The sequence below is a fragment of the Streptomyces rubiginosohelvolus genome (genome assembly GCF_014649875.1).
Classification (GTDB): domain Bacteria; phylum Actinomycetota; class Actinomycetes; order Streptomycetales; family Streptomycetaceae; genus Streptomyces; species Streptomyces rubiginosohelvolus.
In genome coordinates this window covers 1-18794 of record NZ_BMTW01000007.1, presented here as the reverse complement: position 1 = coordinate 18794, position 18794 = coordinate 1, and the positions used below count along the sequence as shown (strand labels likewise).

Here is an 18794-nt window from a genome sequence, read left to right as displayed (position 1 = left end):
GCGCGGCTGCAACGCCGACCTCTCGGCCGCCGAGGGCGCCGTGAGGGAAGCGAGCGACATCCTCGTCCGGCACGCCAACTCCACCCGCTACGAACAGGTCCGCACCCCCGCCCGCCAGCAGATCCGCGAACTGCCCGCCTCCGCGCTGCCCGAGCACGCCCAGAAGTGGGCCGACGCCTTCGCCCCCCGCCTGCGCGTCCTCACCGACGAGCTGGTCCAGCTGGAGCGCAACCGCGACTCGATCGTCGACCGGCTGCGCGGACTCGTCGAGTCGGCCCTCACCACCCTGCGCTCCGCCCAGCGGCTCTCCCAGCTCCCCGAAGGACTGGGGGAGTGGTCGGGGCAGGAATTCCTCCGCATCCGCTTCGAGGAACCCGACCAGGCCACCCTCACCGAACGCCTCGGCGAGGTCATCGACGAGGCCACCAGCGCCGCCCTCAAGAAGAACTCCGATCTGCGGCGGGACGGTATGTCCCTGCTGCTGCGGGGGGTCGAGGCGGCCCTGCGGCCCAAGGGCATCGCGGTGGAGATCCTGAAGCCGGACGCCGTGCTGCGCGCCGAGCGCGTCCCGGTCGGGCAGATGGGCGACGTCTTCTCCGGGGGCCAGCTGCTCACCGCCGCCATCGCCCTCTACTGCACGATGGCGGCCCTGCGCAGCAACGACCGGGGCCGCGACCGCCACCGGCACGCGGGCACCCTGTTCCTCGACAACCCGATCGGCCGCGCCAACGCCACCTATCTGCTGGAGCTCCAGCGGGCCGTGTCGGACGCGCTGGGCGTCCAACTCCTGTACACGACCGGCCTGTTCGACACGACCGCACTCGCCGAATTCCCCCTCGTCATCCGGCTGCGCAACGACGCCGACCTGAGGGCCGGGCTGAAGTACATCAGCGTGGAGGAGCATCTGCGGCCCGGTCTGCCGCAGCAGGACCCGGAGGGTGAGACGGTCCACGGCGAGATCACGGCGACCCGGATGTTCAAGCGGAACGAGCAGACCACCGCCGAGCCCTCGGCGACCACGACCGAGCCCCCGGCCGCCCCGGAGCCCCCGGCGACCCCGGAGCCCGAGGCGTAACCGCCGGGCCGGGAGCAGCCAACGGCGGCCCGCCCGGCAACGGCTGCCGGTCGTTCCGGCGCGGGCGGAGGCGGTGCCCGTCAGGCGCGGGAGAGGTCGCCGGTCCTCCGGCGGCCGCCTATGCCACCGCCCGTGCCGTCCCGCTCGGCCGCCCGCTCGGCCCGGCGGGAGCGGCGCCGCTCACGGCGTATCTGACGGGCGGTGCTGCTCGGCACCGACACCACGCCGTTGCGCTGGTTCCACACCTGCCGGGTGACCCAGACGTCGAGCACCGCCCAGGTGGCGACCACCGTGCTGGCGACACTGCTGAGCACCATCGGGAAGGCCAGCCAGGAGCCGGTCAACGTGCTCAGAAAGGCGACCATCGCCTGGATGATCGTCACCGACATGATCAGAACGGCGCGCACGGCGGCCGTCCGCACCGCGTCGGGCATCCGCCGCTTCGAGGCCGGCTCCTCCACCCACAACTGCCGCGGGACCCGTGCCCCCTCCGCGGCTTCCGTCCGCGCGGCAGCCGATGCTCCGGCGCCCCCGCGTTCCTGCGTACTCAAGGTCTTCAACTCCCCGCCACTGTCCGACTTCAGGGTGGCTGCCCGGCTTGCGCCGGTTCTACGCGGGCGCAACACGTCCGTCCTGCCGCGCACGACCCCACCGTGCGCCTACCCCGTACATATGGACGAACCACCCGTCCCGAAGATTCCCCTGAAAAAGCACGCGCAGGGCACAGAAGGTCACGGAGCGAAGAATTCCAGCCAACTGATACGTGCCGGTGCTGAGGAGTCCGGCCGGTGCCCTCTGTCGCTTTCGCGAATTTCATCTCCGGGAAAACCGGGACAACTCATGATCAACTCCAGGGTGGGCGGCTGAAAATCATCCGGACGTGTCTTCGAGTTGTCTCTGTGTCAGTAGTAGGCTCGCGCCGTTTATTGACGGAGAAGACAACCCCCGCTGTCGCCGTGCGGGGCCGATCTGGGGGAGGCCATGCGCTTTCGCGGGAAGTCCATCCGCAGGAAGATCGTGGCGTTGCTGCTGGTGCCGCTCGTCTCCCTTACGGGCCTCTGGGTCTTCGCCACCTACATCACCGGCCGTCAGGCCGACGAACTGATGAGCGCCGGATCCATCGTGGAGAAGGTGAGCGAACCCCTGGAGGACGCCGTCCGCGCCGTCCAGGACGAGCGACGGCAGACCCTGGTCTTCCTCGCCGACCCCCGCGCCTCCGACGCGCTCCCGGTCCTCATGGGCCAACGCGCCGCCACCGACCGCATCGTGGGCGAAGTCAGGGAGAACGCCCGGGAGCAGGACGTCCGTGACTCGCTGAGCGCCGCCGACAGCAGCCGCCTGGACGCGATCCTGAGCGCCGTCGACGGACTGGAGGCGCTGCGCGAATCGGTCGAGAAGCGCACCATCAGCCGGGCCAAGGCACTGGACTTCTACAACGGCCTCGTCGACCCCTCGTACCGCTTCCTCAACGGACTCCACACTCTCCAGAACGTGTCGATGGACAAGCAGATGCGGGCCCTGGTCGGCATCTCCCGGGCCCGCGAGATGCTCTCGCGCCAGGACGCGCTCATCGCCTCCGGCCTCATCGCCGGCCGCTTCACCACCGCCGAACTGCGCCAGATATCCGGCCTCGTGGCGCAGCGCGAGCTGCTCTACGAGGTCAGCCTGGAGAACCTCCCCGCCGCCGAACGCCGCCGCGTCGAGCAGTTCTGGGGCAGCCCCGACACCGAACCGCTGCGTACCGCCGAGGACGCCCTGATCGAGGCCGGGCCGACGAAGCGCCCCGGCGCCGTCGACGCCGACCGCTGGGAAGAGGCGGCCGTGCCCGTCCTCGACCGGCTGGCGGGCGACTCCACGGAGATGGGCAACCGTTTCCAGGACCGCGCCGAACCGGCCGCCTACCGGGTCCTCGCCCAGGCCGGGATCGCCGGGATCCTCGGATTCCTGGCTCTGATCGTCTCGATCTTCGTCTCCGTCCGCATCGGCCGTGAACTCGTCCGCGACCTCTCCCGGCTGCGCAAGGACGCCCACGAGGTCTCCGGCGTCCGGCTGCCGAGCGTGATGCGCCGACTGGCAGCGGGCGAACAGGTCGACGTCGAGACCGAGGCCCCGCACCTCAGCTACGAGCCCGACGAGATCGGCCAGGTCGGCCAGGCGCTCAACACCCTCCAGCGGGCCGCCGTCGAGGCCGCGGTCAAGCAGGCGGACATGCGGCGCGGCGTCTCCGAGGTCTTCGTCAACCTCGCCCGCCGCAACCAGGTCCTCCTGCACCGCCAGCTCACCCTGCTGGACGCGATGGAGCGCCGCACCGAGAACAGCGACGAACTGGCCGACCTGTTCCGCCTCGACCACCTCACCACCCGCATGCGACGGCACGCCGAAGGGCTCGTGATCCTCTCCGGCGCCGCTCCCTCGCGCCAGTGGCGCAAGCCCATCCAACTGATGGACGTGGTGCGGGCCGCCGTCGCCGAGGTCGAGGACTACGAACGCATCGAGGTCCGCCGCCTGGCCCGCATCGGCGTGGGCGGACCCGCCGTGGCCGACCTCACCCACCTGATCGCCGAACTCCTGGAGAACGCCACCGTCTTCTCACCCCCGCACACCGCGGTCCAGGTGCACGGCGAACGCGTCTCCAACGGCTTCACGCTCGAAATCCACGACCGCGGTCTCGGTATGGCCCCCGAGGTCCTCCTCGACGCCAACCTGCGGCTCGCCGAGACGCCCGACTTCGAGCTCTCCGACACCGACCGGCTGGGCCTTTTCGTCGTCAGCCGGCTCGCCCAGCGCCAGAACGTCCGGGTCTCCCTGCAGAAATCGCCGTACGGAGGCACCACCGCGGTCGTGTTCATCCCGGCGGCCCTGCTCACCGACGCCCCCGACACCCACGGCACCGGGTTCCGCCTGGACCGCCGGGCCGAGCGCGCCATCGGCAGTGGTCGGAGCCCTGAGGCTGCCCCGGGCACGGCCCCGGGCGGGGAGCGCCGCGTCAACGGCAGGTCCGCGGTCCTGTCGCCGGTGCCCACCGGGCTCACCGGACCGGGCGTCCTGGACGGGCCGGTCGAGCTGGAAGCCCCGGTCGGCCCGCTGGACTTCGCCGGCGACCCGCTGGACCGCTCACCGGATCCCGCCCTGGACCCGGCCCTCGGCCCCGTCCTGGACGGCGTGTCCGATCTGGAGGACACCGAGAGTGAGCGCGGCGGCATCTTCCGCGCCCGGGACGTGCGCCGCGACGGCGACCGCGAGCCCCGCCGCGACAAGCCCGGCGGCCGCCCGCGCCGGGACACCGACCGGGACCAGCACCAGCAGGCCCGCGACCACGGCGACGAGCCCACGGCGGAGGTCCGCCCGATGCGCCCCGCCGGGCCCGTACCGCTGCCCCGCCGCACCCCGCCGACGCTGGTCACCGACCGGGGCCGCCGGGTCGACGCGGCGGACGACGACGCGACCACGCCTCCCGCGAAGGCCACAGGACCGGTCCCGCACACCGCGGACCGCGCCCCCGAGGAGGCCGACGGGCCCCGTACCGCCGACGCCCCCTGGACCGTGCGAGCCGCCGCCCACCGCAGAGCACCAGGCATCTCCCGTACGCCGGACGTCTCCCGTACACCGGACGTCGCGCGCACATCCGACGCCTCCCGTACGTCGGACGCCTCCCGCACCACCGGGCCGTCCCGCTCGTCCGAGCCGTCGCACGCACCCGGGCCGTCGCACGCACCCGAGCCACCCCGCGCGCCCGAGTCCGGGCGCGCGGAGGCCCCGGCGCCGGCCGCCCCGCCGGCGCCCGACACCATCGGCGGGCTGCCCCGGCGGGTCCGGCAGGCCAGCCTCGCCCGCCAGCTCCGTGAGGACTCGGCGGAGCGCACGGTGCAGCGGGCACCCGTGGACACGTTCGACGACGGCGAGCGCGACGCGGACGAGGTCCGCAACCGCATGGCCTCGCTCCAGCGGGGCTGGCAGCGCGGCCGCCGGGAGAACGCCGGGACCACCGAGGACACAGCGAACACCGGGACGACCGGGAACACCACGACCACCGAATCCGCCGAGGACACCGTGAACACCGGCGACCCCGGTGGCACAGCACCAGGAACCACTCCGGGAGGGGACGGTCGATGACCGCACCGAACGCCGCAGCACACAACCCCGCACGCCACGGCTCGGGCGAACTGAACTGGCTGCTCGACGAACTCGTCCAGCGCGTCGCCAGCATCCGCAAGGCGCTGGTGCTCTCCAGCGACGGACTCGCCACCGGCGCCTCGGCGGACCTGACCCGCGAGGACAGCGAGCATCTCGCCGCCGTCGCCTCCGGGTTCCACAGCCTCGCCAAGGGCGTCGGCCACCACTTCGACGCGGGCCGGGTGCGCCAGACCGTCGTCGAGCTGGACGAGGCGTTCCTCTTCGTCACGGCGGCCGGCGACGGCAGCTGTCTCGCCGTGCTGGCCGACGCCGACTCCGACGTGGGCCAGGTCGCGTACGAGATGACGCTGATGGTGAAGCGCGTGGGGGCCCATCTGGCCAACGCCCCACGGACGACCGGTATGCCCGCCGGAGGGTGAGTGTGGCGGGCATGAGCGCTGACTCCCCCCGGGGCACCGGCCCCGGATCCCCGGACAGGACCGTCGACCCCCAGGCCTCCCGGTGGTACGACGCGGACGCGGGGCCGGTGGTCCGCCCGTACGCGATGACCCGCGGGCGGACCAGCAGCGCCTCCCGTCACCGCCTCGACCTGATCGCGCTCGTCGTGCCGGAACCGGCCGCCGACGACCCCGGCCGGGACCAGACGCTCGCCCCCGAACACGTGGCGATCGTCGAACTCTGCAGCGACAGGCCCCAGTCGATCGCCGAGCTCGCCGCCGACCTCGACCTCCCCGTAGGGGTGGTACGGGTCCTCGTCGGCGATCTCGTCGAGGACGAACTGGTGCACGTCACCCGTCCCGTTCCACCGGCCGAGCTGCCGGACGTGAACATTCTTCGCGAGGTAATCAATGGCCTTCGGGCGCTCTAGCCGCGTCAAGCAGCGGCCCGTCGAGCCCGTCACCCTGAAGATCCTGGTGGCGGGAGGGTTCGGCGTCGGCAAGACGACCGCGGTCGGCGCGGTCAGCGAGATCAGACCGCTGCGCACCGAGGAACGCCTCAGCGAGGCGGGCCGCCCGGTGGACGATCTGGCAGGGGTCGAGTCCAAGACGACCACCACGGTCGCGATGGACTTCGGCCGGATCACGCTGCGGGAGGACCTGGTCCTCTACCTGTTCGGCACCCCGGGCCAGGACCGCTTCTGGTTCCTGTGGGACGAGCTGGCCCAGGGCTCCCTGGGCGCGGTCGTCCTCGCCGACACCCGGCGCCTTGAGGACTGCTTCGCCGCGGTCGACTACTTCGAGCGCAGGCGGATCCCGTTCACCGTCGCGGTCAACACCTTCGAGGGCTCCGAACGGTTCCCCACCGAGACCGTACGGGCCGCCCTCGACCTCGACCCCGAGGTCCCGCTGCTCGTCTGCGACGCACGGGACCGGTCCTCCGTCCGCGACGTCCTGGTCGCGGTCGTGGAGCACGCCCTGGAGCGCGCGGCACGGGCCCGCGAACCCGTCGCCACCTGAGCCGGGGGAGCGAGCCTGTCCCGGTACGCGTACGGCCCGTACCCCCGCCGACAGGGGTACGAGCCGCACGTCGCCCGGCGCGCCGGGTCCTGAGTGTTCTGCTGCGGTGACGGGCAGTCAAGCCAAGCGCGGGGAAAACCTGTTGAGACGCCGCTGTGGATCAGCGGACCACCACCACCGCCGAACCGTGTCCGAACAGTCCCTGGTTCGCCGTGATGCCGACCCGTGCGCCCGGCACCTGCCGCTGCCCGGCCCGTCCCCGCAACTGCCGTGTCAGCTCGCACACTTGCGCGATGGCCTGGGCGGGGACCGCCTCGCCGAACGAGGCCAGACCGCCGCTCGCGTTCACCGGAACCCGGCCGCCCGGCGCGGTCGCCCCCGAACGCAGAAGCTTCGCCCCCTCGCCCGGGCCGCACAGCCCGATGTCCTCGTACCACTCCAACTCCAGTGCCGTGGACAGGTCGTAGACCTCGGCCAGTGAGAGATCCTCCGGCCCGATCCCCGCCTCCTCGTACGCGGCCCGCGCGATCGAGGCCCGGAAACTCTCGGGCGACGGGTCCACGGCCACCGCCGAGTCCGTGCCGATGTCCGGCAGATCCAGCACCGTCCTCGGGAAGGTCGGCGTCACGGTGGAGACGGCCCGGATCCGCACCGGATCACGCACCCCGCGCCGCCGCGCGAACTCCATGCTGCACAGCACCAGCGCGGCCGCCCCGTCGGAGGTGGCGCAGATGTCCAGCAGCCGCAGCGGATCGGCGACCATCGCGGAGGCGGCGACCTCCTCCGCCGTCACCACAGTGCGGTAGCGGGCGTACTCGTTGAGCGCCCCGGCCGCCGCGTTCTTCACCTTGACCAGCGCGAAGTCCTCCGGGGTGTCCCCGTACAGGGCCATGCGGCGGCGGGCGTAGAGCCCGAAGTACGCCGGGTTCGTCGCCCCGAGCACCCGGAAGCGCAGCCAGTCCGGATCGTCCGGCCGCTCCCCGCCCGCCGGGGCGAAGAACCCCTTGGGTGCCGCGTCGGCCCCCACCACCAGCACCACGTCCGCCAGACCCGCCAGGATCTGCGCCCGCGCCGTGTCGACGGCCTGCGCCCCGGAAGCGCACGCGGCGTACACGGACGCCACCCGCGCCCCCTGCCACCCGAGCGCCCGGGCGAACGTCGCCCCCGCCACGTACCCCGGATAGCCCCCGCGGACCGTCTGCGCGCCGACCACCGACCGGACCTCGGGCCAGCCGATGCCCGCGTCCGCGAGCGCGGCGTGCGCGGCGATCCGCCCGTACGTGACGAAGCCGCGCCCCCACTTGCCCCACGGGTGCATCCCGGCCCCGAGGACCGCCACATCGCCGCTCATGAGGCGTCCCCGTCCGCCGCGACCGGCCGCCAGTGCCAGGTCGTGTGCACGGTGCCCGTCGCCCGGTCCTCGTCCAGGACGCCCTGCACCACCTCCACCTCCGAGCCCACCGGGAGATCGGCCACGCCCACGCCGGGGGCGCCCTGCCCCAGCACCACCATGCGCTCGGCGGCCAGTTCGACGGCGACCAGCGTGTACGAAGTCCAGGGGGCGTCGGCGTCGCTGACATACGGGGGAGGCGGTCGGTAGCGCCCGTCGGTGCAGGACCACACCGTGCCGCGCTTCGACAGCGGTGTCTCCTCCAGCTCCCCGCCGGAGCAGTGCGGGTTGCGGCAGTGGCCGTCCTCCCGGGGGAAATGGACCGTCCGGCAGCCGGAACAGCGGGTGCCCAGCAGCCGGAAGTCCTCCTCCGCGGCGTCCTCGGTGAACCAACCGGCCACCACGGGTGTACGCGTGCGCGACAAAGCCCCTCCCGGCACTGGATCTGACGGAACGTCAGAAGTGTGCCACGGGTGTCCGTGACCGGCGAGGGGTCCGGCCGGGGAGGTCTCAGCCGGTCCTGTCCTCCCCGTGCTCGGCCAGCCACTTCGCCGCGGTCTCCGCCAGTTCCGCGTCCCGGCCCGCGAGCATCGTCCGGATCATCTGCGCGTCCCCGCGCAGCGACCACACCGGATGCCCGAACGTGGCCGGGTTGTTCTTCTCGATCAGGAAGTGCGCGGGCCACGCCGTGCCGTACCCGATCAGCGGCAGGGCCGCCAGATACCGTTTCCGGCCCCGCGCGAGCCCGTATGCGCTCAGCGCGAGCCCGGTCAGCGTGCCGGTCAGATGGACCCACCGGGTGGCGGCCCGGGAGTGCATCGCGACGTAGTACGGCCAGAATTCCTCGTACGTTTCGAACGTCTGCTGTGACATACGGGCACCGTAGCCGCCCGACCGGCAACCGGACACGCCCCTTTCGCGTCCGAGATGAAGAACGGGCGGCCGGAGCCCACGGGGGTGGTCCCGGTCGCCCGTTCCGTTCAGTGCCCGCCGACCGACCCGCGACCCACCGGGAAGTCGAAGTAGGTGTCCGGGAACAGCTCGGGCTTGTGGGTGAAGTGCCACCACTCCTCCGGCAGGTTCACGAACCCCACCTCGGTCAACGTGCGCTTCAGGAACTGCCGGTTGGCGCGCTGAGCACCCTGGATCCGGGCATCGTCGGTGTGCGAGAGGGTGTCGAAGCAGTCGTAACCCGTGCCCATGTCCACCGAGTTGTCGGGGAACCGCTCGTCCTTCGGCGCGAAGCAGGGGGTCAGCCGCTCGCCCGGACGGTACGGCCTGGTCGGCAGGGCCGGCAGCCGTACCAGGGTCAGGTCCACCGTGCTGCCCCGGCTGTGCCCGGACTTCTCCGCGATGTAACCGTCCTCGAACAGGCGCGACTTGTCGACCAGCGGATAGAACTCCCGCTTCATGGACTGGTCGTCGAGATCCTTCGCCCACCGCACGAAGTGGTCCACGGCCCGCTGCGGCCGGTAGCAGTCGTACACCTTCAGTGAGTACCCCTGACGCAACAGCCGCTTCTGCGCCAGGTGCAGTGCGCGCGCGGCGGGCCGGGTCAGGATGCACACCGGCTGCCGGTACCCGTCCACCCGCTCACCCATGAAGGTGTGCGCCGTGGTGTAGCGCATCTCCTGGATGATCGTCGGATCCACCGAACGCAGCGCCACGAACTCCTCGGGCGCTCGCGGTTCGGGACGCGCCTGCGCCGTGGGGGAGAGGGCGGTGGCGGCGAGAAGGGCGGCGGCCGTGATGGCCAGGGCACGCAGAGCGGTACGCATTCCTGTCATGGGCACACCGTCTATCAGCTGGGCGGTCCGCGCGGAAGAACCCGTCCGATACAGTCCGCCCGTGTCCGAACCCGGCAACCGCCCTTCCCCGACCGCCCCGCAGCAGCCGCCGCCCCGGTACGTACGGGATTCCCACTGCGGTACTTGCGGCGCCCCGTACACCGCCCTCCCGTCCGCCGACGCCTGGCCCCGCACCTGCACGCACTGCGGAACCACCGCCTACCGCAACCCGCTCCCCGTCGCGGTGGCCCTGCTCCCGGTCGACGGCCCGAGCGCCACCGGACTCGTCGTCATCACCCGCACCATCGAGCCGCAGAAGGGCGGCGCGGCCCTGCCCGGCGGATTCATCGACCACGCAGAGGACTGGCGTACGGCGGTGGCCCGCGAACTCCGCGAGGAGACCGGCATCGAGGCCCCCGCCCAGGACGTCCGGCTCGCCGACGTCCTCAGCGACACGGCCGGCCACCTCCTGGTCTTCGGCCTCCTCCCGCCCCGCCCCCTCGCGAGCCTGCCGCCGTCGGCCCCGACCGACGAGACATCGGGCTACGAGATCCTGTACGGCCCAAGGCCGTTGGCGTTCCCGCTGCACACGGAAGCCGCCGACGCCTGGTTCGCGGGCCGCTACGGCTGAGGGCACCGCGCCGGGAACGACCCGGCGCCCCGCCCGACGCGTACAGACGCCCGTCCCGGGCCCCGGGGACCGCCTAAGGGGCGTCCGCCACCCCCCGCACCCGCACCCGGCAGCCGACCTCACCCTCCCCGCCGTCCCGCTCCACCACCACGCGGCCGCCCTCCCACCGCGTCGCGTACCGCTCGACCTCCGCCTTCGCCCACCCGTCACCCGCGTCCCTTACCACCAGCCCGCCGCCCGTGCGCCCCGGCGCGGGCGCCCACACCTCCAGCTCCGGTTCGCCGTCCGCACCCCGTACCGGAACCACCGCGCCCGCCCGCGCCAGTACCGGCACCCCCGACAGCGGGGCGTCGACCAGCACCTGGCCCGGCCCCTCGTACCCCCGCCCGGTCGCCGTGTCGTACCACCGCCCCCTCGGCAGCCGCACCGCCCGCCGCCGCACCCCGGGCTCCAGCACCGGAGCCACCAGCAGCGCATCGCCGAGCAGGAACGCGTCCTCGCACTCCCGCAGCGCCCGGTCGCCCGGCGCACCCCACCACATCGGCCGCACATACGGCGCACCCGTCAGCCGCGCCACATGCGACAGCGACACGAAGTACGGGTGCAGCCGCTCCCGCTCCACCAGCGCCGCCCGCGCGTGCTCCAGCACCTCGGGCCCGAACTCCCACGGCTCCCGCCGCCCCGCGTCGATCGCCGAGTGCGTGCGGAACAGCGGCAGATACGCCCCCAGCTGGAACCACCGCAGATACAGCTCGGGCGAGGGGAACCCGTCGAACCCGCCCACATCCGGACCCGAGTACGGCACCCCGCACAGACCGAGCCCCAGCACCAGCGACAATGATGCCCGCAGCCCCGGCCACCCCGTCGTCACATCACCGGACCAGGTGCCCCCGTACCTCTGCATCCCCGCCCAGCCCGACCGCGAGAAGAGGAACGGCCGCTCCTCGGGCCGCAGCCGGAGCAGCCCCTCGTAGCCGGCCCGCGCCATCGCCAGCGCGTACACGTTGTGAGCCTCGCGATGATCGCCCCCGGCACCCTCCAGGACATGCCGGGCCGAACGCGGCAGTGACGGATCCCCGAACGCCGCGAAGGACACCGGCTCGTTCATGTCGTGCCAGATCCCCGAGAAGCCCTGAGCAAGCCGCTCCTCGTACAGAGATCCCCACCAATCCCGCACAACCGGATCGGTGAAGTCCGGATAGACGCAAGGCCCCGGCCACACCTCCCCGACCACCACCCGCCCCCGCGCGTCCCGGACGTACGCACCGCGCTCACCGACCTCCCGGCCCGCGTCGAACACCGCGTCGCCCGGCTCCGCCTTCACTGCCGGATCCACGATCGACACCAGCCGCACCCCGTCCCCGCGCAGCTCCTTCGCCAGCGCGGGCAGATCGGGGAACCGCTCCCGGTCCACCGTGAACACCCGGTGCCCGTCGTAGTGATCGATGTCCAGATGCAGCACGGACAGCGGCAGCCCCCGCTCCCGGTACCCGTCGACGACCCGCCGCACCCCCTCCTGGCTGCCGAACCCCCACCGGGCGTGCTGCGGCCCGAGCGCCCAGGACGGCGGCAGCGCCGGCGCGCCCGTCAGCGCCGTCCACCCCTGCAGCACCCGGGCCGGCGTCCCCACCACCACCCAGCAGCGCAGCGGCCCGCCCTCCATCCGCACCTCGCAGGCGCCCGGCCGGTCATGCCCCGAACCGGCGCCCTCCTCGCCCTCCCGCAGGACCACCCGGCCCGCCCAGGAGTTGTCGTGGAACGCCAGATGCGTCCCCGCGTCCGACACCACCACCTGCACCGGCATCGTCAGATACAGCGGATCGTCCCCGGGACCGAAACGCCCGCCGGGATCGGTGTTCCACAGCCGGTACAACCCGTCCCGCAACCGGGGTCCGCCCGCACGCCCGCCGAGCCCGAAGAACCGCGCGTCCGCCGGCACCTCCGAGCGCTGCACCCACCGCACCGGACCCCCGCCCACCGGCTCCCACCAGCGCGGCGGCAGCTCACGCCGCAACAGCACCCCGCCCGGCGTCCGCAGCTCCACCGCCCCGGTCCGCGACACCACCACCGTCAGCCGCTCCGCGACCACCTGCCAGCCGCCGTCCTTGCCCGGCTCCAGCACCGCCCGCTCGTCCGGCGCGGGAGCCTCGCCCGCCACCGCGTACGACGGCAGCGGCTCCGCCCCGTCCCACGCCCAGAACACCGCACCGCCCACCGACACACGGATGCGCAGCTCCGAACGGGCGAACCGCACCACACCCCCGCCGGGACCCGGCTCCGCACCCGTCGCCGCACCGGGCACCCGGGCCCGCTCCGCCCCGCGCGCCGGCAGCGCCGCCGCGTCCGCGGCCCTGCGCCGCCAGGCCGAGCGCACCGTGCGCAGCCCCCGCACCGAACCGACCAACCTCACCCGACGCACCAGGTCACGACCGTCCATGGCGCACACCCTGCCACCCCGCCCGACCGGCAGAACCCTCCGTTCAACTCCCGTTCATCCATGTCGGCCGCCGCCCCCCGGCATCCCCGGGGGGCGGAGCCACCCTGGTGCCGAAGACGATCACATGGCATCGTCCGTGTCAGCCGCTCACGCGCACACCCCAGCCCGTGCGCGCCGACGCCCACCCCGCGTACCCGTACAGCCAGGGAGCAGCCCTCATGACCGCAGCCACGCCCGACGCCCCGCTCTGGCAGCCCGGCCCCGACCGCATCGAGGCCGCGGCCGTCACGCGCTTCCAGAACTGGGCCGCCACCCGGTACGGCGCCCCGGCCGACGGCGGGTACGCCGCCCTGCACCGCTGGTCCGTCGACGAGCTCGACACCTTCTGGCAGGCCGTGGCCGAGTGGTTCGACATCCGCTTCTCCACCCCGTACGAAACCGTCCTCGGCGACCGCGCGATGCCCGGCGCCACCTGGTTCCCCGGCGCCACCCTCAACTACGCCGAACACGCCCTGCGCACCGCCGAGGACCCGGCCCGCGCCGACACCCCGGCCCTCCTGTACGTCGACGAGACCCACACCCAGATCCCCATCAGCTGGGCCGACCTCCGCCGCCAGGTCGGCGCGCTCGCCGCCGAACTCCGCGCCCTCGGCGTCACCCCCGGCGACCGCGTCAGCGGCTACCTCCCCAACATCCCGCAGGCCGTCGTCGCCTTCCTCGCCACCGCGGCCGTCGGCGGCGTCTGGACCTCCTGCGCCCCCGACTTCGGCGCCCGCAGCGTCCTCGACCGCTTCCAGCAGATCGAACCCGTCGTCCTCTTCACCGTCGACGGCTACCGCTACGGCGGCAAGGAACACGACCGCACGGAGACCGTCGCCGAGCTGCGCCGCGAACTGCCCACGCTGCGCGCCGTCGTCCACATCCCGCTGCTCGGCACCGACGCCCCCGAAGGCGCCCTGGCCTGGGCCGCCCTCACCTCCGCCGACACCGAACCGGTCTTCGAGCAGGTCCCCTTCGACCACCCGCTCTGGGTCCTCTACTCCTCCGGCACCACCGGCCTCCCCAAGGCCATCGTCCAGTCCCAGGGCGGCATCCTGCTCGAACACTTCAAGCAGCTCGGCCTCCACTGCGACCTCGGCCCCGAGGACCGCTTCTTCTGGTACACCTCCACCGGCTGGATGATGTGGAACTTCCTCGTCTCCGGCCTCCTCACCGGCACCACCGTCGTCCTGTACGACGGCAGCCCCGGCTATCCGGACGTCAGCGCCCAGTGGCGGGTCGCCGAACAGACCGGCGCCACCCTCTACGGCACCTCCGCCGCCTACGTCATGGCCTGCCGCAAGGCCGACATCCACCCGGGCCGCGACTTCGACCTCTCCCGCGTCCAGTGCGTCGCCACCACCGGCTCCCCGCTCCCGCCCGACGGCTTCCGCTGGCTCCACGACGAGGTGGCCGAAGACCTCTGGATCGCCTCCGTCAGCGGCGGCACCGACGTGTGCAGCTGCTTCGCCGGAGCCGTCCCCACCCTCCCGGTCCACATCGGCGAACTCCAGGCCCCCTGCCTGGGCACCGACCTCCAGTCCTGGGACCCGTCCGGGAAGCCGCTGGTCAACGAGGTCGGTGAACTCGTCGTCACCAACCCGCTGCCGTCCATGCCGATCCGCTTCTGGAACGACCCCGACGGCAGCCGCTACCACGACAGTTACTTCGACATGTACCCCGGCGTCTGGCGGCACGGCGACTGGATCACCATCACCGACCACGGCTCCGTGATCATCCACGGCCGCTCCGACTCCACCCTCAATCGCCAGGGCGTCCGCATGGGCTCCGCCGACATCTACGAAGCCGTCGAACGGCTCCCCGAGATCCGCGAATCCCTTGTCATCGGCCTCGAAGAACCCGACGGCGGCTACTGGATGCCGCTCTTCGTCCACCTCACCGAAGGCGCCACCCTCGACGACGACCTGCGCGCCGCGATCAAGCGCACCATCCGCGACAACCTCTCCCCGCGCCACGTCCCGGACGAGGTCATCGAGGTCCCCGCCATCCCGCACACCCTGACCGGCAAGCGCATCGAGGTCCCGGTCAAGCGCCTGCTCCAGGGCACCGAGCTGGCCAAGGCGGTCAACCCGGGCTCCGTCGACAACCTCGACCTCCTCCACTTCTACGCCGACCTGGCGGCGAAGCGCCGCGCGTAACGCCACTGTCAGTCCCCCTGATTACGCTGAGTGAGCAAGGATTCACCGCGCACAGGGGGACACATGGCGCAGACCGACAACACCAGGCAGAACGCCCAGCACAAGGCGACGCTCAAGGCGGCACACCGCAAGAAGCACGGCAGGAGGCACGGCACCCCGCACACCACCACCCTGCGACGCACGCTGCGCCGCGAAGCACCCAGCACCGTCGGCCTCCTCGTCGACGCCCAGGACTTCGCGGCCATGCGGCGCTACGGCACCTTCCCCTTCGACGACCACACCGTCTACCTCCAACAGGTCGAGGCCCTGCTCAAAGCGCTCACGGCCCAGGGCGTGCACATCACCGTCGCCCTCTTCGACCCGGAGGACTACGAGGAGTTCTGCGCCGAGTCGGGCCTCGACGCCGACACGGGGGCGAGCCGCAGCCGCTTCACCGCGGAGATCGCCGCCGCCGGAGCCACGGTCGCCTACACCGGCCAGGGCATCGACGACCTCATCCCCGTCCTCGTCTCCCGAGCGGTCCGCCAGGCCACCTGGGAGTACGCCACCCTCCTCCTCGCCGACCTCGGCACCTGCGCCGACTGCGGCCAGGACATCGGACGCGCGGCCTTCGACCGCGCCTCGCACCTCCTGATGCGGCTGCTGGAGACGGCGGGACCGGGCACCCACCACCTGGTGTGCAGCGTCCCGACGGACAACGACCAGCTCCTGGCCGTGCTCCACACCCACCGCGACAGCACAGGACCGGCCCGCCTCGACAGCGCGGAGGGCGCCGAGTTCGCCACCGTCCTCGCGGTGGCCGTCGCCCTGGAATCACGCGGGGGAGTGGTCCTGCGCACCAGCGCCCCCGACAGCCCGGACCGCGTCCACGGCTGGCGCCTGGCCCACGGCGGCCTCGCCCCGCTCACCGCCGGCGAGGTCTTCAACGCCTACTGCACGGACGCGGACACCGGAGAGCCCGTCTCCCCGGAATCCGGCGTCGAGTACTGCGCGGGATTCGACATCGGAGCCGAACCCCCGGAAACCCACCACTGACAAAGAGGGAGGGGCCTCCCGCCAACGGCAGGAGGCCCCTCCCCGGAACCCTTGCCGGGCTACTCGTCCACTCGCCTACTCGCCCGAGAGCACGGCCTGCGCAGCGCTGCGCGCCTCGTCGGCCGAGTCGGCGGACCGGGCGGCGTTCGCCGCCCGCTCGCACTGCGCCAGCGTGTACTTGGCCAGTGTGGCCCGCACATAGGGAATGGACGCCGCACCCATGGAGAGCGAGGTGACACCCAGACCCGTCAGCACACACGCCAGCAGCGGATCGGCTGCGGCCTCACCACAGACACCGCAGCTCTTGCCCTCGGCCCGAGCGGCCTCGGCCGACAGCGCCACGAGATCCAGCAGCGCCGGCTGCCACGGGTCCTGGAGCCGCGACACCGCGCCCACCTGACGGTCCGCCGCGAAGGTGTACTGCGCCAGGTCGTTGGTGCCCAGCGACAGGAACTCCACCTCCTGGAGGATCGACCGCGCCCGCAGAGCGGCCGACGGAATCTCCACCATCGCGCCGAACTTCGCCCGCAGCCCGGCCTCACGGCACGCGTCCGCGAACGCCTTGGCGTCGATGCGGTCGGCCACCATGGGGGCCATGACCTCCAGGTACACCGGCAGCCCCTCGGCGGCCTTCGCCAGCGCGGTCAGCTGGGTACGCAGCACATCGGGGTGGTCCAGCAGGCTCCGCAGCCCACGGACTCCGAGCGCCGGGTTCGGCTCGTCGGCCGGGGTCAGGAAGTCCAGCGGCTTGTCGGCGCCGGCGTCCAGCACGCGTACGACGACACGCCCCTCGGGAAACGCCTCCAGCACCGCACGGTAGGCCGCGACCTGCTTCTCCTCGGAAGGAGCCTGCTTGCTGTCGTCCAGGAACAGGAACTCGGTGCGGAACAGCCCGACACCCTCGGCCCCGGCCTCGACCGCGGCGGGCACATCGCCCGGACCGCCGACATTGGCGAGCAGCGGCACCTTGTGCCCGTCCGACGTGGCACCGGGACCGGTCGAGGCGGACAGCGCAGCCTTACGAGCGGCAGCGGCGGCCTCCATCTCGGCCCGCTTCTCCGCACTCGGGTCGACGAAGATCTCACCCGTGCTGCCGTCCACCGCGACGACCGTGCCCTCGGCCAGCTCACCGGCGCCGGGCAGCGCCACCACGGCCGGAACGCCGAGCGCCCGCGCCAGGATCGCGCTGTGGCTGGTGGGCCCGCCCTCCTCGGTGACGAAGCCGAGCACCAGCGTTGGGTCGAGGAGCGCGGTGTCGGCCGGCGCCAGGTCCCGCGCGATGAGGACGTACGGCTCGTCGCTGTCCGGCACGCCGGGCATCGGCACACCGAGCAGCCGCGCCACGATCCGGTTCCGTACGTCGTCGAGGTCGGCGACCCGCCCCGCCAGGTACTCCCCGGCATTGGCGAGCAACGCCCGGTACGCGGCGAACGCGTCGTACACGGCACGCTCGGCGGTGCTGCCCACGGCGATACGCCGATCGACATCGGACATCAGCTCGGGGTCCTGCGCCATCATGGCCTGCGCCTCGAGCACGTGCTGTGCCTCGCCGCCGGCCAGATTGCCGCGCGCGACCAGATCGGCCGCCACGGCTTCCACCGCCTGCCGGGCACGCCCCTGTTCGCGCTCGGCCTCCTCGGCGGGAATCGATTTGGCGGGCGGCTCCAGCACCGCCGTACCCATGTGCCGAACCTCGCCGATGGCCACACCGTGGCTCACGCCGACGCCTCGCAGCGTTGTCTCCATTTCACCCGTCTCCGGTTGTGCGGTGACCGAGTCACCGCGGTGGTTGTGCAACTGGCTGGTGACTGCGCCCGAGGCGCTACTGCCAGCCGAACAGCGTGTCGCCGATCTTCACGTCCCCGTCCTCACGGACATCGGAGAGCGACTCGGCGGTGGCCTCCAGGGCCACGATCGGGCAGATGGGTGACTTGCCGGCGGCCTCGACGGCGACCGGGTCCCAGCGCACGATGCCCTGGCCCCGGGTCACGGTGTCCCCCTTGTTCACGAGAAGCTCGAAGCCCTCGCCGTTGAGCTGGACGGTGTCGATACCGAGGTGGGTCAGGACCCCGTGCCCGTCGGCGTCGACGACGACGAACGCGTGGGGGTGAAGGGAGACGACGATGCCGTCGACCGGGGACACGGCCTCGGAGGGCTCACGTACGGGGTCGATGGCGGTGCCGGGACCGACCATCGCGCCGGAGAAGACCGGGTCGGGAACCGCGGTGAGTCCGATGGCGCGTCCAGCAAGAGGGGACGTCACGTTGGTCATGGGGAGCCTCCCAGGGGGGTGGAGATTCGGGTGTCGCCGCCGCGGCTGATGGGGGACGGCGTACTGCTCAGCAGAGTAAGTCATATGAAGTCCCGGTTCCGCCCGAGACCTACCGCTTGGCGGACCTAGGGGTGCACCAGAAACGATTTGCCTCGGTCCCCGGCGACCTGTACTGTCGTACTCCTGCCTGACCCCAACGCGACTTTGAGTCGGGGGTCGGCGGCGACTTTCAAGCCCAGATCCTAACCATGACCCGCCCTTCGGCATGCCCGCAGGCAGTGGTCAGGAAGACGGAAAAGGCCTGATAGAGTCGGACTCGCCGGAAAGGGAAAACGCGAAAGCGAAGAACCTGGAAAGCGAAACTGCACGGCCCGCTTC

At 72.4% G+C, this 18794-nt stretch carries 15 protein-coding genes and 1 pseudogene; 8 read left to right on the top strand and 8 right to left on the bottom strand.

The features are described 5' to 3' along the window. A pseudogene (locus IE134_RS34215) lies at window positions 1-1075 on the top strand (hypothetical protein); the annotation flags it as partial. 80 nt (window positions 1076-1155) lie between these two features. Here IE134_RS34215 and IE134_RS17475 read toward each other — a convergent pair. Next, a complete protein-coding gene (locus IE134_RS17475) occupies window positions 1156-1509 on the bottom strand; it encodes a hypothetical protein (RefSeq protein WP_030722553.1) in 354 nt (117 codons plus the stop codon). A gap of 547 nt (window positions 1510-2056) precedes the next feature. Between IE134_RS17475 and IE134_RS17470 the strand changes: the two genes are divergently transcribed. From IE134_RS17470 to IE134_RS17455, 4 genes are read left to right on the top strand one after another with little or no spacing between them, the layout of a single operon-like run. Then, window positions 2057-5188, top strand: a complete 3132-nt coding sequence (locus IE134_RS17470) for a sensor histidine kinase (RefSeq protein ID WP_189430998.1) — start codon at window positions 2057-2059, stop codon at window positions 5186-5188. Continuing rightward, window positions 5185-5628 (top strand): roadblock/LC7 domain-containing protein, encoded by a 444-nt coding sequence (locus IE134_RS17465; protein ID WP_030589400.1) that lies wholly within the window; start codon window positions 5185-5187, stop codon window positions 5626-5628. The genes IE134_RS17470 and IE134_RS17465 overlap by 4 nt, the downstream gene beginning before the upstream one ends. Window positions 5629-5639: 11 nt before the next feature. Further along, on the top strand, window positions 5640-6077 hold the full coding sequence (locus IE134_RS17460) for a DUF742 domain-containing protein (protein ID WP_098020604.1): 438 nt from the start codon (window positions 5640-5642) through the stop codon (window positions 6075-6077). Next, window positions 6058-6666, top strand: a complete 609-nt coding sequence (locus tag IE134_RS17455; RefSeq protein WP_030722563.1) for a GTP-binding protein — start codon at window positions 6058-6060, stop codon at window positions 6664-6666. The genes IE134_RS17460 and IE134_RS17455 overlap by 20 nt, the downstream gene beginning before the upstream one ends. A 160-nt stretch (window positions 6667-6826) precedes the next feature. Here the strand turns inward: IE134_RS17455 and IE134_RS17450 are convergent, their stop codons facing one another. The 4 genes from IE134_RS17450 to IE134_RS17435 all read right to left on the bottom strand — a co-directional run bounded on the left by IE134_RS17450 (window position 6827) and on the right by IE134_RS17435 (window position 9843). Beyond that, window positions 6827-8017, bottom strand: coding sequence for a lipid-transfer protein (locus IE134_RS17450; RefSeq protein ID WP_098896133.1), 1191 nt, complete (start codon window positions 8015-8017; stop codon window positions 6827-6829). Beyond that, window positions 8014-8481 (bottom strand): Zn-ribbon domain-containing OB-fold protein, encoded by a 468-nt coding sequence (locus tag IE134_RS17445; RefSeq protein ID WP_229823636.1) that lies wholly within the window; start codon window positions 8479-8481, stop codon window positions 8014-8016. The genes IE134_RS17450 and IE134_RS17445 overlap by 4 nt, the downstream gene beginning before the upstream one ends. 85 nt (window positions 8482-8566) lie before the next feature. After that, window positions 8567-8929 carry an Mpo1-like protein gene (locus tag IE134_RS17440; RefSeq protein WP_030722570.1) on the bottom strand — a complete coding sequence of 121 codons (363 nt, stop codon included), beginning with the start codon at window positions 8927-8929 and terminating at the stop codon, window positions 8567-8569. 107 nt (window positions 8930-9036) lie between these two features. Further along, the gene (locus IE134_RS17435) at window positions 9037-9843 is read right to left on the bottom strand and encodes a M15 family metallopeptidase (RefSeq protein WP_189430997.1); all 807 of its coding nucleotides are present in this window, start codon (window positions 9841-9843) and stop codon (window positions 9037-9039) included. A 61-nt stretch (window positions 9844-9904) separates the two neighbouring features. Here IE134_RS17435 and IE134_RS17430 point away from each other — a divergent pair, with 61 nt between their 5' ends. Further along, window positions 9905-10474 (top strand): NUDIX domain-containing protein, encoded by a 570-nt coding sequence (locus IE134_RS17430; RefSeq protein ID WP_030722576.1) that lies wholly within the window; start codon window positions 9905-9907, stop codon window positions 10472-10474. Between the two features lie 73 nt (window positions 10475-10547). Here the strand turns inward: IE134_RS17430 and IE134_RS17425 are convergent, their stop codons facing one another. Then, window positions 10548-12911 (bottom strand): glycoside hydrolase family 31 protein, encoded by a 2364-nt coding sequence (locus IE134_RS17425; RefSeq protein WP_189430995.1) that lies wholly within the window; start codon window positions 12909-12911, stop codon window positions 10548-10550. 218 nt (window positions 12912-13129) lie between these two features. Between IE134_RS17425 and IE134_RS17420 the strand changes: the two genes are divergently transcribed. Further along, the gene (locus tag IE134_RS17420) at window positions 13130-15109 is read left to right on the top strand and encodes an acetoacetate--CoA ligase (protein WP_126932300.1); all 1980 of its coding nucleotides are present in this window, start codon (window positions 13130-13132) and stop codon (window positions 15107-15109) included. Between the two features lie 63 nt (window positions 15110-15172). Continuing rightward, window positions 15173-16144 (top strand): DUF8829 domain-containing protein, encoded by a 972-nt coding sequence (locus IE134_RS17415; RefSeq protein WP_098020640.1) that lies wholly within the window; start codon window positions 15173-15175, stop codon window positions 16142-16144. A gap of 75 nt (window positions 16145-16219) precedes the next feature. Here IE134_RS17415 and ptsP read toward each other — a convergent pair whose 3' ends face one another. Both ptsP and IE134_RS17405 read right to left on the bottom strand, forming a co-directional pair. Then, a complete protein-coding gene (gene ptsP, locus IE134_RS17410) occupies window positions 16220-17890 on the bottom strand; it encodes a phosphoenolpyruvate--protein phosphotransferase (protein ID WP_030722589.1) in 1671 nt (556 codons plus the stop codon). A 76-nt stretch (window positions 17891-17966) separates the two neighbouring features. Continuing rightward, window positions 17967-18416 (bottom strand): PTS sugar transporter subunit IIA, encoded by a 450-nt coding sequence (locus IE134_RS17405; RefSeq protein WP_010057444.1) that lies wholly within the window; start codon window positions 18414-18416, stop codon window positions 17967-17969. Between the last annotated feature and the right edge of the window lie 378 nt (window positions 18417-18794).